Source organism: Pseudoalteromonas sp. PPB1, from assembly GCF_015356275.1.
Classification (GTDB): Bacteria; Pseudomonadota; Gammaproteobacteria; order Enterobacterales; family Alteromonadaceae; genus Pseudoalteromonas; species Pseudoalteromonas rubra_D.
In genome coordinates, this window is sequence record NZ_JACEQV010000002.1 from 227,706 (window position 1) to 242,660 (window position 14,955).

At 48.9% G+C, this 14,955-nt stretch carries 14 protein-coding genes; 4 read left to right on the forward strand and 10 right to left on the reverse strand.

Annotation, left to right across the window (positions count from 1 at the left end; all coding sequences use genetic code 11):
* The first annotated feature begins 270 nt into the window (after positions 1 to 270).
* Positions 271 to 1,686 (forward strand): polymorphic toxin type 44 domain-containing protein, encoded by a 1,416-nt coding sequence (locus IY568_RS03305; RefSeq protein ID WP_194866781.1) that lies wholly within the window; start codon positions 271 to 273, stop codon positions 1,684 to 1,686.
* A gap of 11 nt (positions 1,687 to 1,697) precedes the next feature.
* Complete coding sequence (locus IY568_RS03310) at positions 1,698 to 2,201, forward strand: hypothetical protein (RefSeq protein ID WP_194866782.1); 504 nt, start codon at positions 1,698 to 1,700, stop codon at positions 2,199 to 2,201.
* A 98-nt stretch (positions 2,202 to 2,299) separates the two neighbouring features.
* On the opposite strand, the gene IY568_RS03315 is transcribed toward IY568_RS03310, so the two are convergent.
* From IY568_RS03315 to ccmA, 10 genes are read right to left on the reverse strand one after another with little or no spacing between them, the layout of a single operon-like run.
* Positions 2,300 to 3,031, reverse strand: a complete 732-nt coding sequence (locus IY568_RS03315; protein WP_010385729.1) for a VacJ family lipoprotein — start codon at positions 3,029 to 3,031, stop codon at positions 2,300 to 2,302.
* Complete coding sequence (ccmI, locus tag IY568_RS03320) at positions 3,032 to 4,297, reverse strand: c-type cytochrome biogenesis protein CcmI (protein WP_125564117.1); 1,266 nt, start codon at positions 4,295 to 4,297, stop codon at positions 3,032 to 3,034.
* 5 nt (positions 4,298 to 4,302) lie between these two features.
* Complete coding sequence (locus IY568_RS03325) at positions 4,303 to 4,776, reverse strand: cytochrome c-type biogenesis protein (protein ID WP_010385727.1); 474 nt, start codon at positions 4,774 to 4,776, stop codon at positions 4,303 to 4,305.
* Positions 4,773 to 5,345 (reverse strand): redoxin family protein, encoded by a 573-nt coding sequence (locus tag IY568_RS03330; protein ID WP_194866783.1) that lies wholly within the window; start codon positions 5,343 to 5,345, stop codon positions 4,773 to 4,775. The genes IY568_RS03325 and IY568_RS03330 overlap by 4 nt, the downstream gene beginning before the upstream one ends.
* Positions 5,345 to 7,300 carry a heme lyase CcmF/NrfE family subunit gene (locus IY568_RS03335; RefSeq protein ID WP_138538963.1) on the reverse strand — a complete coding sequence of 652 codons (1,956 nt, stop codon included), beginning with the start codon at positions 7,298 to 7,300 and terminating at the stop codon, positions 5,345 to 5,347. Before IY568_RS03335 ends, IY568_RS03330 begins: the two co-directional genes overlap by 1 nt.
* A 1-nt stretch (position 7,301) precedes the next feature.
* Positions 7,302 to 7,781 carry a cytochrome c maturation protein CcmE gene (ccmE, locus tag IY568_RS03340; RefSeq protein ID WP_010385724.1) on the reverse strand — a complete coding sequence of 160 codons (480 nt, stop codon included), beginning with the start codon at positions 7,779 to 7,781 and terminating at the stop codon, positions 7,302 to 7,304.
* Positions 7,778 to 7,984 carry a heme exporter protein CcmD gene (ccmD, locus tag IY568_RS03345; RefSeq protein ID WP_010385722.1) on the reverse strand — a complete coding sequence of 69 codons (207 nt, stop codon included), beginning with the start codon at positions 7,982 to 7,984 and terminating at the stop codon, positions 7,778 to 7,780. The genes ccmE and ccmD overlap by 4 nt, the downstream gene beginning before the upstream one ends.
* A 2-nt stretch (positions 7,985 to 7,986) precedes the next feature.
* Entirely contained in the window at positions 7,987 to 8,724 is a 738-nt protein-coding gene (locus IY568_RS03350) for a heme ABC transporter permease (RefSeq protein ID WP_058797778.1), read from the reverse strand.
* 1 nt (position 8,725) lies between these two features.
* Entirely contained in the window at positions 8,726 to 9,412 is a 687-nt protein-coding gene (gene ccmB / locus IY568_RS03355) for a heme exporter protein CcmB (protein WP_010385720.1), read from the reverse strand.
* Positions 9,412 to 10,035: a cytochrome c biogenesis heme-transporting ATPase CcmA gene (gene ccmA / locus IY568_RS03360; RefSeq protein WP_125564107.1), complete on the reverse strand. Its 624-nt coding sequence runs from the start codon at positions 10,033 to 10,035 to the stop codon at positions 9,412 to 9,414. Before ccmA ends, ccmB begins: the two co-directional genes overlap by 1 nt.
* Positions 10,036 to 10,139: 104 nt before the next feature.
* On the opposite strand from ccmA, the gene IY568_RS03365 reads away from it, so the two are divergent.
* Both IY568_RS03365 and IY568_RS03370 read left to right on the forward strand, forming a co-directional pair.
* Positions 10,140 to 12,776: a flagellar hook-length control protein FliK gene (locus IY568_RS03365; protein WP_194866784.1), complete on the forward strand. Its 2,637-nt coding sequence runs from the start codon at positions 10,140 to 10,142 to the stop codon at positions 12,774 to 12,776.
* 125 nt (positions 12,777 to 12,901) lie between these two features.
* Entirely contained in the window at positions 12,902 to 14,863 is a 1,962-nt protein-coding gene (locus tag IY568_RS03370) for an amidohydrolase (protein ID WP_194866785.1), read from the forward strand.
* Positions 14,864 to 14,955 lie beyond the last annotated feature (92 nt).

Genomic DNA, 14,955 nt, shown 5'->3' on the forward strand with positions numbered 1-14,955 from the left:
CCGTAAATACAGCTATTTGACAAGACTTATTTGCTTTTTGGTTACTAAATGGACTACCCTTTTTAGGTAAAACGCTCAATATCTGGCATACCGCCCGTTCACAAGGGAAGAAACGTTTTGCAGACCATAATAAAGAAAGACTGTTCAGTGTCCTAAATTAATGCATCAAGCTTGCCTTCCCACCAGGCGCCTCCATTGTTAAGCCAAACAGGGCATTGAAGAACAGATTAAACCGTAGTAGAGTACCTATTTTAGGTATAGATAAGGATCATGAAAATACTACTATCGGCAATTCTATTGCTCATGTCAGGCTTTGCACAAGCAGAGTGCCGCACTTTAAGTGAAAATAAACAAATACAATATGTGATACCCGCAGAAAGTGGGCTATCACTGTGCCTGGACTTTTCGAACTTTAGCAACGATAAGGTTATCATTGCTGCAGACCCTGTTATCAGTGGTTTCACGTCACCCAATCAAATTGCTTATACTACCACCTTTACTACAGATGGATTCAGAAAAAGCGGACGTACACACCAAGACGGTTTTTACTTTACCAAGTCTGGTATGCGTGGGAAGAATGCAAAGCTGACCATAGTTCCAGACAGCCAATACGGTGCAAAAGATCACCACTACACATTTAACATCATTCACGGTAATGACGACCAGGGAATGAACATCATTTATATTTCCCTGCGTGCTATTCACAAAGAAGATCCGGGAGACCTTAAAAATAAACTGGTCTTTATACACAGTAATGGCATTACCATTCCCATCGCATACTTTGACCCTGTCGCATACTATGTTGACTTGCATGGCGAATTGCCACAATCATTACGCTCAACCATCACTGTAAATGATGTTCGTTTTTCAAACTCACAGCAGTATTCTAAAGTACCTCAGTTTTCGATTGAGGGGTATGCCACTAACACTGCAGCAAGATCGAGCGAATCAGAAGCTAGCCAATGTAACAATAGTAATCGACCACCTGAAGCGATGCCCTACGGTAGTAAAGAGGACAACAAACATCAGCAGCTCGACTTAAACAAGCTATTAAGACAAGAGGAAAGATGGCAAAAAACAGTAAGTCGTATGCTGGCAACGCAGCCAGGAGCAGCAACGACCGCAACGTATTATCGCCTCTATACGAACCATCAGATGGGTGGCGCATTAGACGTAAAATCCTCAGAAAGCCCATGGGCTGGTAACGAGGACTTAGGTAACTTTTTGTATGGTGCGGTAATGCAAGTACATGGTTTTTCTTTAGATTCAACCCATAGGTATGCAGCGGCCTATCAGGCACTGCAAAATGGCAAAGCCAATGGTGAAAACATGGCCCAGATATTAGCACAGGGCCTAATCAATTTTGTAACAAAAAGCGGCAATGGTCCTGGAGACGCCGCACTGGAATCCAGAGGTTATCGTTATGCTGAAGAAGTCTATCAAAATAATAAATCCGACCAACGCTCCAGCTCATGCAAAGATCAAAAAACCGTGAATGCTGAAGGTGGTAATGGAAACAGCAACTCAGGTGGCAGTGGTGGCAGTGGCGATGGTGGTTACGGCGGCTATGACGGCTACGGTGGCTATGGTGGTTACGGCGGGGGCTGGGAGTTTTGCACACAATATGGCCAGGTGTGTACGACTGGCGGTTGTAACTACTGGCGAGATATGGTGCCGTGTCATTAAGGAAAACGCCGATGAAGAGCAAAAAACCTCTTGTCGGCCTGGCTGTACTCATCACCTTGCTCACAGGCTGTGATAGGCATAGGCCTGAGCTCGGTGAGATGGAAGCATTTTATTTTCGCAATCAAGACAAGCTAGCTTCTGTGCAGAAGCTAGCGTGTGCTCTGCAGAAAAAGTACAAGATTAACTTTGTCTACTTTCGCTTAGATCAGGCTCAAACTAAGTTGAACCAGGTTGCCAAAAGTGAGCTTAATGAACTGGTTTCTAATATTAAAGCATTGAATTTTGATAGCTTAAGAATTGAAAGGACTCAGCAAGGCTGCCTACTATCTCTTCCTTACTGGGATAATTGGTGGGGATCGTCAGGACAATACTACAGCCTCGTTTATAACAGCAACACGTTAACTCAGTTCAACCCAGATGTTCATGATTTCACTAAAATAAACTGGCAACGGTCATTCGAGTTCTCAAAGCCCCTGGCAAATAACTGGTCTATATATTTTCTTCATGCTCCATGAGCCTGTGCGCCTCATAAGCTCGAGATAACGAGAGGAAATAAAAGATATGAATACTTAGCCAAGCCCAGTATTATCGGGCTTGGCTACAAGGCGCTCATTTACAGGTTTTCGAGGAAATCCTCATCAAACTCTTCTGGCTCCTCTTCGATTGGCGGGTTGCCGTCGTGGAGTTCATAAAGCTGACGCTGTAAATAGACATCCTTAAAGAAAATATAAGGATCAAGTGACTCATTGAGGAGCTTTTCCTGTGACATCAGGCTAGCTCTGGCTTCCACTGCACGCAATGCAAATACCAGAATTGTTTCTGGTGTTGTAAGTGCAATTTTGGGAATAACGACATTGTCGACGATATCACCGGAGAGATTACGCACCGTTGAAGGACCGTAACCCGGGAGCATCAAATACGCGCCGTCACCTACACCCCAGACACCCAGGGTTTGACCAAAATCTTCGTCTTTGTGTTCCAAACCCAGCGATTTAGCGACATCAAACAGGCCGAAAATACCCACCGTTGAGTTAACCAAAAAACGCGCCACGTTGACACCCGCATCACCAGGCTTTGCCTGTAAGGCCGCGTTAACCGCGTCCGTAGGCGCTGACAGGTTAGTGGTAAAGTTTACCAGGCTACTGCGGACCGGCGCAGGCGTAATGGCAATATAGCCTTTCGCAGCCGGGCGCAGGATATAGGCATCCAGTACATCCATATTAAAGTCATACAACGGTCGGTTGAGCGACTGCAGTGGATCGCGCGGATCTTGTTTTTCTTCGGGGACTTGCGCACACCCGGATAAAATTAGCGCCAAAGCGGCGCCAACGAGTTTTTTATACATTTAGCTTCCTGTGCTGGTTATAACACGACTGATAGTGACCGAAACCTGCTGTGCCTCTGGGGTCAAAGTAATAGTTTGAGTCGCGCCTTCAAGCTCACCACTCTGCAGAGCCACGTTGCCATCCACTGAAACACGCGCTGTAACAATCACTTCTTTAAACCCTGACAGTTTCAGGTTAGGCATCATCGCCATACTATCGTCCAAATTGACACTCAATGGCAAGTTAAAATCTGTAAGTTTAGCCACAGCTAATGGCATAGGTGGTCCCTGTGCCGCTTTGGCAAAGACGAACAAAGTCGCATTCTCAGGAATTTTGTCAGCCAGCTCGTTTGCCAGGGAAACCGACACTTGCAAGCCATTTTCAGGCATTGCTGGCTGTGCAACTTGCGCGCTGCTCAGCTTCTGGTCCAAGTCCGTAATACGCTGTTTAATCATCGTATAACGTGGATCATCCTGCGTCATCGATGCCAGCAAGACTTCAAACGCCGCTTTAGATTCTTTCCAGTCCTGACGCTCATAAGCGATCAGCGCAAGTAAAGAAATTGCATCAATATTACGTGGCTCACGTTGCAGTACCTGAGACAACATACGTGCGGCACGGTTCATCGCATTCTCTGATCCTTCAACCAATAACGCCTGAGCATAACTCACCTTCACATTACTGTTATTAGGTTGCATCTCCAGCGCTTTATCGAATGCCTGCATCGCCATTTCGAAGTCATTGAGCGACATTGCAACACGACCTAACAGCATCCAGGCAACGGCATCATCACCACTGTTTGCCAGCTTAGTGCGCAGACCCAAAGCAAACGCCTGAAGTTCATTCGGGCTAAGAGGATCACCGCTTTGCATCACAGCACGCTGGCCGTATTCAGGGAGCATATCAATGGCTTTATACCAATCTGCGATTTGCTTCTGGCTGCCGGTAAAAGAGTAAAATACCGCACTGACAACCAACAAAAACGCCACGCCAGTGCCTGCCAGTACCAGATTATTACCCCGAGTATCCAGTGTACGCTCTGGTGACAACTCGTTGAGCAAACGACGTTTCATTTCCAGCACAGATTCATCATGACTGCTCTGATCGATGCGCTGATTGGCCAGCTCGTCCGCCAGCTCCTGTAAACGTTGCTGATAGATATCAATACGTTCAGCATTGGCATCATGATCCACGGCAACCAGTTTATCGCGACGGAAAAACGGCATCACCACAAACAACGCTGCCAACACGGTCAAGAGCGCAAACAGACCCCACATTTGCATCATTTCATTCATGAAGTACGCTCCTTACGCTGGCTTTGTTTGATAAGCTCCGCGAGCTTTTGCTCATCTTCCGGGCTCCAGCTTTGTTTACGTGCTGCTTTTTTCTGTCTGAATACAATAAAACCAAAACCCAATACCAGGATCACCACAGGCATCACCCACAGTACAATCGTGGCAGGTGTAACGGGTGGCTGGTAATGAACAAAGTAGCCGTAACGATCGATCATAAAATCAATCACTTCCTGCTTAGATTTACCTTCATGAACCATGTCCAAAACCCGGTCACGTAGGTCTTTTGCGACCACCGCATCAGAATCAGCTATGTTCTGGTTCTGACACTTTGGACATCTCAGTTCCTGCACCAGCTCTTTAAAGGTTTGCTCTCTTTCCGCATCTTTGAACTGGTACTTATCTTCAACAGCATTGGCACTGAGCGACCACAGGCCAGCCAGTAATGCCAATGCCAGCATTAGTTTTTTCATGGTTGCAACTCCTGAATTGCCGGAGCAAATTTGCTGCGCCATACCCGAGGATTAATATCGCCAGTGTGGTGCAAAATGATCTTACCGTTTTTGTCTACCAGGAAAGTTTCCGGTGCGCCGGAAACCCCTAAATCCAGCGCTAAAGTGCGCTCTAAATCCAGAATATTGAACTGGTAAGGGTCCCCTGCCCGTGCCAACATTTGCTGGACATCGGTACGCAGGTAATTGATATCAAACTGATCGCCGAAATCGGGATCATAGGCCTGCTCGTAGTACAAGCCAATGATCCGCACGCCCTGCTCGCGCAGCTCAGTAAGATAGCCAAGCTCCGCAATACAGGTTGGGCACCAGGTGCCCCATACGTTCAGCAGGTAAACCTCGCCCAGCAAGTCCTGATCTGTCCAGCGTTTTTGTTCATCCATCAAGTCTGGCAACTCAAACGCAGACATAGTCTGGCCCAGTCGGCCGGTTTGCAGCTCTCTTGGATTGCCAAACAAGCCCTGATACAAGAACACGCACAGCAACACAAAAATCAGTAGTGGCACCAGGCCTAAAAACTTTTTGTTCATTATGCATGCTCCACAGAGGTTTGCTTGCGACGACGATAACGTTTATCAGCCAGAACAATGAAACCAGCCACGGAGATAAGGATACCACCCAGCCACATCCAGCGAACATAAGGCTTGTGATAGATACGCAGTGACCAGGCACCATTGCCCATAGATTCGCCCAGCGCCAGATACAAGTCGCGGAAGAAACCATCGTCAATCGCAGCTTCAGTCATAAATTGCATACCCACATCGTACAAGCGCTTTTCTGCGTGTAGTAAGGTCACGTACTCACCGTCTTTAAATACGGTGACTTCGCCAGCATGGCCACCATAGTTAGGGCCACGGATCTCGTTCACCCCTTCAAAGCGATACTCGTAGTCATTGAGCGTTGCGGTTTCACCTTTTTTCATCACCACTGAGCGCTCTACTGAATAAGCAGAGGTCAGAGTCACACTGGCAATCACAAACGCGATACCTACATGGCCCAGCACCATAGCCCAATAGCTCATGCCCAGACGCTTCAGGCCCTGTGCTGTACTTGGGTGAACACTGACTTTTTCCACCAGGTCGACTACCGTGGCGATACAGATCCACACCGCCAATGCCGTAGCCAGATAGGTCAGCGTGCTGATTTCATCAAAGCTGGAGAACAACCAGGCACTGGTGATCACTATGGTCGCAACAAAAATACCCGCCCACTTTTTAGCCAAAGGTGGCAACTTGTTCTGTTTCCAGCGCAGCATGGGCGCCATACCCATTAAGATGGCAAACGGCACAATCAAAATCGCAAACATCTGATTAAAGAACGGCACACCAATGGAGATTGACCCCAGCCCCAGCTCTTTATGGATCATGGGCAATAAGGTACCCAGTAATACAATCAGTGTTGCCACAACCAGGAAAATATTATTCACCCATAGCCCGACTTCACGTGACACCAGTTTATAACGACCTTCGCTATAAACCTGGCTGACACGCAGCCCGTACAGTGCCAAACTACCGCCAACCACTAAGGCGAGGAAAGATAAAATAAACAAACCACGATCCGGGTCTGTCGCAAAAGCGTGTACAGAGACAATAATGCCGGAACGAACGATAAAAGTGCCTAACAGACATAAGCTAAAGGCCGCGATGGCTAATAAAACAGTCCAGGACTTAAATACGCCTCGCTTCTCTGTTATAGCCAGAGAGTGTAATAACGCGGTTGCAACCAACCAGGGCATTAAAGAAGCATTTTCAACGGGATCCCAGAACCACCAGCCGCCCCAGCCAAGCTCTGCATAAGCCCACCAGCTGCCGATGGTAATACCTAAGGTTAAGAAACCCCATGCTGCCATTGTCCAGGGGCGCGACCATTTAGCCCAGGTATTGTCCAGCTTGCCTGTCAAAAGGGCTGCGATAGCAAAAGAGAAAGACACAGATAATCCCACATAGCCCATATAAAGCAGAGGTGGGTGAATGATCATCCCCGGGTCTTGCAATAGAGGGTTGAGGTCACGGCCTTCAACCGGATAATAAGGTAGTAGTCGCTCAAACGGGCTCGACATCCACAAGGTGTAGAGCATGAAGCCAACACCCAGGAAGCCCAGCACGCCCAGTACGCGCGCCCGCAGCACCCAAGGCAAGGACTTAGACATCATAGCAACCAGTGCCGTCCAGCTCGCCTGCATCACCAACCACAACAGGATAGCGCCTTCATGGCCTCCCCAGGTCGAAGTGACTTTGTAGTACCAAGGCAGTGTGCTGGAAGAATGATGCGCTACATAAGCAACGGTAAAGTCATCAGTCAATGTGATGTAAATCAGTACACCAAAAGAGAACAACACCAGTAAGCACTGACCCACAGCCAGCGAAGGGGCTGTGCGCATCAGGCGCAAGTTGCCGGTATAAGCACCCCAGAGAGGAAAAATACACAACAGCAGGCTCAGGCCCATGGCCAGAACCAATGAAAAATAACCTATCTCAGGGATCATATTAGTTCTCGCTGTTTAAATTATACTTAGGTTTTTCATGCTTGATCCCTTTCACTGCCTCAGCGATTTCAGCTGGCATATACTCTTCATCGTGCTTTGCCAACACTTCAAATGCTTCAATGACGTTAGGTTCAACCAGTGTCCCCTGCGCTACAATCCCCTGACCTTCACGGAACAAGTCAGGTAAAATGCCGTGGTATTTAATGGTTACCATAGGACCAGTATCGATGAGCTTGAAGGTCACATCCAGAGACGTTTCAACTCGATCGACACTCCCAGGCACAACCATACCGCCGATGCGCAGTTTTTGCCCGATATAAGGCAGCTCTTTCTCTGGCCCTTTACCTTCAATTAGCTCACTGGGCGTATAGAAAAGATTGATGTTTTCCTGCAACGCATACAGGGTCAGACCTACGGCAGAGCCGATCCCAAAGATCACGGCTACAACGGCAAACAGGCGTTTTTTACGTCTTGGGTTCATGCTTTTACCTCCTCTTCGCGAGCCTGCTTGATGCGCGCTTCACGCTTAATTTGTGCTGCTACTTCACGCTTAATGCGCTTGGCATCATTTAGCGACGCCCACACTAATCCCAGCAAGATAAAGGCACAACTGCCAAAAGACAGCCACACATAAAAGGCGTAACCACCCATATGAAAAAAGTCACTCAAAGATTCAAACTGCATACTTAACCTCGACTAACTAGCTGACGCACCCAGGGGCGGTGCTTCTCGACCTGAAGGATCTCATTTTTAAGGCGTACCAGTGAGAGTGCCCCGACAAATGCAGCAAATCCTAAAATATTGATAAGTAACGGCCATAACATAGACGGATCGATGGCTGACGTATCAAACTTGGTGATGGTTGACCCCTGATGCAAGGTGTTCCACCACTCAACAGAAAAATGAATAATTGGCAGGTTAATCACCCCGACAATGGCCAGAATACAGGCCGCTCTGCCACCAGACTTCTTGTCTTCGAAAGCATGATATAAAGACAGCACCCCGAAGTACAAAAACAGCAGGATTAACTCAGAGGTTAAACGTGCATCCCATACCCACCAGGCACCCCACATAGGTTTACCCCAGGCAGCACCGGTGATAAGTGCAATGGCGGTCATAGCTGCACCAACTGGCGCAATCGCAACCACAGCGAGTTCTGCATTACGGATCTGCCAGACTAGGGCAACAATCGCAGCAATGGCCATAGAAGAATACGCACCCATAGACAAAATAGCCGAAGGCACGTGGATAAATATAATGCGATAGCTGTCCTTTTGCTGATAATCTGCTGGGGCAAATGCCAGGCCCCAGATCCATCCGACGGCGATACACACCGCCGTTACGGTAACAAAGTACGGAAGCAAGGTGTTACACAATTGGTAAGCACGCTCCGCTTTGGCATAGGGATGTAACCACTTCCACATTTTAACTTACACTCACTCTTAAAGCTGACGATATAGCAATTGGTGCCGTGACAATGGCGACGGCCAGCATGGCACCAAGGATCGCAAGTTGTCCGCCATAGGCGACCGACATACTGGCGGTATCAATGGCAGAGGTTGCGAAAATCAGAACCGGAATATACAAAGGTAAAACAAGCAGACTCATCAGAATGCCCCCTTTTTGCAAACCCACGGTTAACGCGGCGCCAATGGCACCGATAAAACTTAATAAGGGCGTTCCAATCAACAAAGTCAGAATGGTTGCGCCCAACGCCTGGCTGTCGAGATTCATCAACAGCGCAAACAAAGGTGCCATCAGCACCATAGGCAATCCGGTGATGGTCCAGTGTGCGGCGACCTTGGCCAACACAGACAAAGACAAAGGATATGGCGAAGCAATCATTTGCTCCAGCGATCCATCGGCATAATCATCGCGAAATAACTTGTCCAAACCCAACATGGTAGACAGTAACGCGGCTACCCAAATGATACCCGCAGCCATGCGCCCCAGCAAGGCCGGTTCGGGTCCAATTGCCAACGGAAATAACGAAATGACTATCAGAAAAAACAGAAGTGGGTTAACGATTTCGGCGCGTTGACGGAACGCCAAAGTCACATCTTTACGATAAACAGCGACAAATAAATGCCAATAAGAATGCTCAACCTTCATTAATGGCGGTACTCCAGAGCCAGGGTTTTCAGGGAGCTGAACTGAGTGGTCAGATCCTGGTGGGTCGTCAGTAAAATGGCGCCGCCATTTGCCAAGTGCGATTCAAACTGCCGTTGCAGCAGCGCCACGCCTTTTTTATCGAGTGCAGTGAAAGGCTCATCAAGGATCCACAAGCGGGCCTTATTCAGCCATAACCTGACCAGCGCAACCCGGCGTTGCTGTCCTGCCGACAGGGTTCGCACCGGCACGTCTTCCAAACCCACCAGTCCAAGCTGACCTAATAAGGGGTAAACTTCATCCTCGTCAGCCCCGTAGCCATGTACCTGCAACCAGTATTGTACGTTTTCGTAGGCCGTCAATTGCTGATTCACCCCGGTTTTATGACCGATAAACAGCAAGGACTCTGCAAAGGTGTCGTAATCGCGACTGATATCCTGGCCTTCAAAACAGATTTGACCTTCGTCGGCTCGGGCGAAACCCGCAATGATACGTAATAAAGACGTTTTACCTGCACCATTTGGGCCTTCAACTTGCATGATTTGACCCGCCTGAAGCGAAAAACTCAATGACTCAAACAAACAGCGGTCCTGTTTAACACACGTGACGGACTTTATCTCTAGCAAGGCGCGACTCTCTGACGCTAAAAAATTGGGCGTTAGTCTATCATAATGGTAGGGTAATACGAATAATTGGATGCGACCGATCAACGAAAATTTGATTTAAAATAATGAATAAGCCGACGATTTCTATTCAAAACAATGCAAATTTAGCCACTTCACAGCTTAATGAGCGCGGATCATCAGCAAACCCCACCCTGGCAGCTGAACAAACCTTCAATGCGCGCAACCTGGTAATAAAACCCGACAGCATTCAGATGGAAGTCACCATAGATGGTCGCTGGCAAGGCGTACGACTGGCGAGCCAGAGCCAGTTACAGCAGCCACTCAAACTCCCTGAAGCCGAAGTAAAACTCAGTGCTGACGGTACCTTACTGACGGTCAGCACCCCGGAATTAAAACTGCAAATAAAACCCGCGCAAACGTTACTGAGCCTGTTAAGTTTGATCAAAGGGCTGGGTGGCCAAAGCGCCTTGCAGCTCGACGCACAACTCAAAGGCAGCAATCAGGCGACTTTAATGCTGGACAAAATTGGTCTGGCGTTACCCGTTCCCCCGGCCCTGGCTGACTTACTCAAACAGGAAAATAAACTCGTCGCGAATCTGAGTACCCGGCAGAATACCCTGCTGCTACAAATTTTTAATGCCTTCGGTGATGAGCTGATGAAAGCGCCAGTAAGTAAACACAAACTTACTTCTTTACTTGCCCAACTTGGTAACCAGGAACAGCCCAAGATTAAACTGGGTCGCAACAGTGCGACACTCCAGCTTGCCAACCAGCAGGTTGAAGTAAAAACCCCACATTCAGAGAGTGGACTGAAACTTAATAGCTGGTTTAACGCCCAGTTAAAAGCACAACCTGACGGGTTGCAAATCGGTGTTGCTAAGCAGTCAACACAGGTTAAACTGAGCACATCGTTGCAACAGGCCTTGCCCAACCTGGCCACACACCGTTTTGCCGCAGATCTGGAGCAGGCAACCAGCACCGCCGCAGGATCCAAGTCGACACTGAATTACGACAAACCTTTGCTCAATGTGTCGATGGCAGACATAAAACAGACGGTTAAACAAGCCATAGGTCAGTGGCTGTCACGGCCCTTTTTCAATGCAACACCCGCTCACTCAGCTAACAGCACGCCTCTAACACAGGCCACCACGCAAGCGCCACAAGCCAAACCTCAATCACCCAGCGCCATTTTGCCTCAGATAGCCGCGAATAATACCGCCCTGGTTCTGAAAAGTATGACGCCGGTACACAGTCAGCCTTTATTGCAGCTGCTCGATAGCGTAGAGCAAGTATTTACTAACATAACAAAGGCAAGCCACACTAAAGACAACTTGCTTGCACCGTCTACTGCAGCCAAAAACAATCCAGCTGCTGAACGCGGCGTGCCGCCGACACCAACAACCAGCCCTCAAAGCAAGTCGACTCAAGCATCACCGCAAACGACTGCGGCATTAAGCAGCACGGCCCCTGCCACAGAGACTAAAAACCCGCTAACCTCTGGTCACTCTGTAAATGACAAACCGGTGACCCCAGCCCAGCCTGCGGCCTCAGCGTCAAACGCCTTTACCCAGCGCCTGGCACTGCTACAGCAGGTATTTTCGGCTGTCGTACCTCAGCAGTCAAAACCGTACAATGCCCAGCAGATAATCAACCCACAAGTACAACAAGCTATGGCTTTAGCTGAAGGTGCAACTGATAAGCCTGTTAAAGCTGAGATACCAGGCAAACCCCTTGACCACCAGCAGGGCCAGATGAGTCAGATGAACCAGACAAAAGCAGAGCAACTGGCCGCAGCAAAGCCCAGTTTATCTTTGCCTATTGCCCAGATCCTGAGTAAAACCTTACGCCAGGCTGAGGCAGCCCCAAATCAATCGGGCCCACCGCTGCAGCAGCAGCTCAGTGAAACCCTGTCAGCAACCCAGCAATTTCGTAACCCACAGTCTGCCGACCTGATGCGCCTGGTCCATCAGGCCTTCAGTAAGATGATGGACGAAACGCGACACTCACCAGAGCAAGTAAGTCATGAGCTGTTTGCCCGGCTTCCCGCTTTGGCCAGCCAGCTTCAAACTGCCCTGCCCAATAGCAGCTTTGCACAGGCGCTGGACAAGCTCATAGTAACCTTATTGGGCACCCAACTTGTAGCCAAAACTCAGACTATGACGCCGCAAACCAGCATAGAGCAGCGCGTTGCCGCGTTGGTTGAAACGCTGCAACCCGGCACCAAGCTCTCTGCGCCCAGTCAGTTTATTCAGGCGGTAACTCAACAGGCACAGTCAAGCCTGATGGACGACCTGGCACTGCTGCAAAACAACCTGGCTACGAATGCCGGCCCGGCACCGTTGGCACAGAAATTTGACAGCGAGAGCCAGTTGCTGATCAACTTGTTTATGCCGCTCAAATTGCCACAGGAATGTCGCCAAAGTGAGCTACAGATTGGCAAATACAAGAAACAGGCCAAAGCCAATATGCCGGAAAAACAAGTCTGGTTTGTGCGGCTCAACTTTGATTACGCTAAACTCGGCCAGTTAAGCGTTCAGGCTGAGTTGATGGACAAAGCCGTTGACTGCGAGATAGTGGGCGACAGCCCCTCTGTCTGCCAGCTGGCACAGCCGCACCTGGATGCGCTGCGTAGCAAACTTGCCGCACATGGTCTGCAGGTTGGTGAAATCGAATTACGCGAAGATGCCTCGCAGGTAAAGCGCTTTTACGACAGCCATGCCATCGTCAGTATTCAGGTGTAACTCAATTTTTACTACCCAAGATCAAAAGAAAATCGACCTGCTTTCACTTTTGCTTAGATGTTCTACGTTTATAGCGCAAGAATTCACTTGCCTAACACTACATCACATATGCAAAGGAGAACGCTATGTCTTCACATCATCCGCACCTTGGCTGCGCCTGTTGTAATTACCAGCTGTTTGGTCATGCAGTACAAGGGGATAGCAGCCAATCAGAAAAAGGGGTTTTCAATCTCGATAAATTACTGATTGCCGCAGAGCACTATATCGATGATTACATTACCAATAAGTTTGTCAGGCCACCCCAGCAACACAAGATTTTTTTCGGTGGTACCATCCGGACACTTGAAAACGGCGATGTAACCAAGACCGTTGAAGCGGTGGTCATCAAGCATGGTCAGATTGTCCACACGGGCAGTCGGGATCAATGTCAAAGCCTGTACCCAGACGCTGATCCGGAAGATTTACAGGGGGCGTGTCTACTACCCGGACTGATAGAACCCCATGTCCACCTGACACCCACAGCCTCCTTTAACGCCTGGGTGCAGCTGGCACCGTTCAGAAAAGGGGTTGAAAGTGGCGGAGATGGTGACGACCAATATTTGATAGGCAGGGACTACAACAAACAGTCGGTATGCACGACTTTGATTGAAGCCGCCCGAGAGTTGCCAAAAAACCGTAAATGGCTGTTAGCTTTTGGCGTCGATCCCAGTCAATTCAACCCCATTACGACAACGTCTGCTGACGGAACAGTGAGTCCAACTCCCTGGCAGGACTTCACAAAAGATGACCTGGATAAAATCAATGATCAGGCTGGCAGAAAAGACCTGTGCATTTTTATTATGAATGCATCCGGCCACGTTGCTTACGTCAATACCAATGCACTGAATGCAACCAAGCAATCCACGAGTGGAAATGGTATATTGCTGGAATCAGATGAGATAGGTCCGGTCATTAAAATTGCTCTGGAGCAGTACTTTTTGGAGCACCCTAAAGGTTTTACGGACCTATTTGGTAATCTACAAAAGATTTTTAAACTCGCGTTGTCAAGGGGCGTAACCCTGATGTGGGATGCCGCGCTCGGTGCGTCTTTAAAAAATGCGGAACTGGAGATATTGAGCAAGATGGCCACCAGTGGCCTTGCCGGGTTACGACTGGGCGGTGCATTGTTTTATACCTGCCCCGATCAGTGGACTAAGATCACCCCAACCAAACCTGCCCATTACCATACAGACTGGTTCAATATTGCTAATGCAAAAATCGTCAGTGATGGGTCTAATCAGGGTCTGACCGGGTATCAGCTTACCAAGTATCAATTCCCAGACAGCAATATCAATGACACTTACCCCAATGGCGTATGGAATTTCAACCCGCCCGGAGGCGAAGCGGATCATGAAGTAGAGTCTCCATTCAGGGTCCTTGTGACCGAATTAGCCGAGCGGGGCTGGCCGTTGATGATCCACGCCAATGGAACGCATGCCATAAACAACACCATCCTGGCTTATCGTGATGTACTCAACAACCAGGAAAAATCAGGCCTAGAAAAACGCCACCGTATCGAGCACGCTTCTTTACTGAGTGACCAAAACTTAGCTGATATGGAATACCTTGGGCTGTCACCGAGCTTCTTGATCGGGCATGTGGGTTACTGGGGTTACACTTTCAAGCATAAAGTGTTTCCTGAGCAGCCAGTGGTTGAACACCTGGACCGTACAGCCTCCGCAAGCCAGCACGCTCTTCGCTATACCCTACACAGTGACCATTTTGTCTCTCCTATTGGACCACTGCGTATGATGGAACAAGCGGTAACCCGCATGATGGAAGACGCCCCGGAAGAGGCCTATCGAAATGGCCACCCTCCTATCCTCAATGAGCAGGAGTGTGCAACTATGGCGCAGGCACTGCGTGCCGCAACCTATGATGCCGCCTGGCAATGTCATATGGATCACCTGATTGGGGAGCTGGTCGTGGGTAAACAAGCCGATCTGACGATACTTGATGAAGATCCCTTAACACGTCCCGCCGAAGGGCTGAGGGATGTGCCAGTTTATCAGACCTGGGTCAATGGCCGACTGTGTTATCCGCGCTAAATTGTTTGCCCTTATCCGGCCGTTTTTCCGGGTAAGGGCTCGTAAACTAATGGCCTCCCCGCGTGTTACATGCTACTTTGATAAAAGTGATG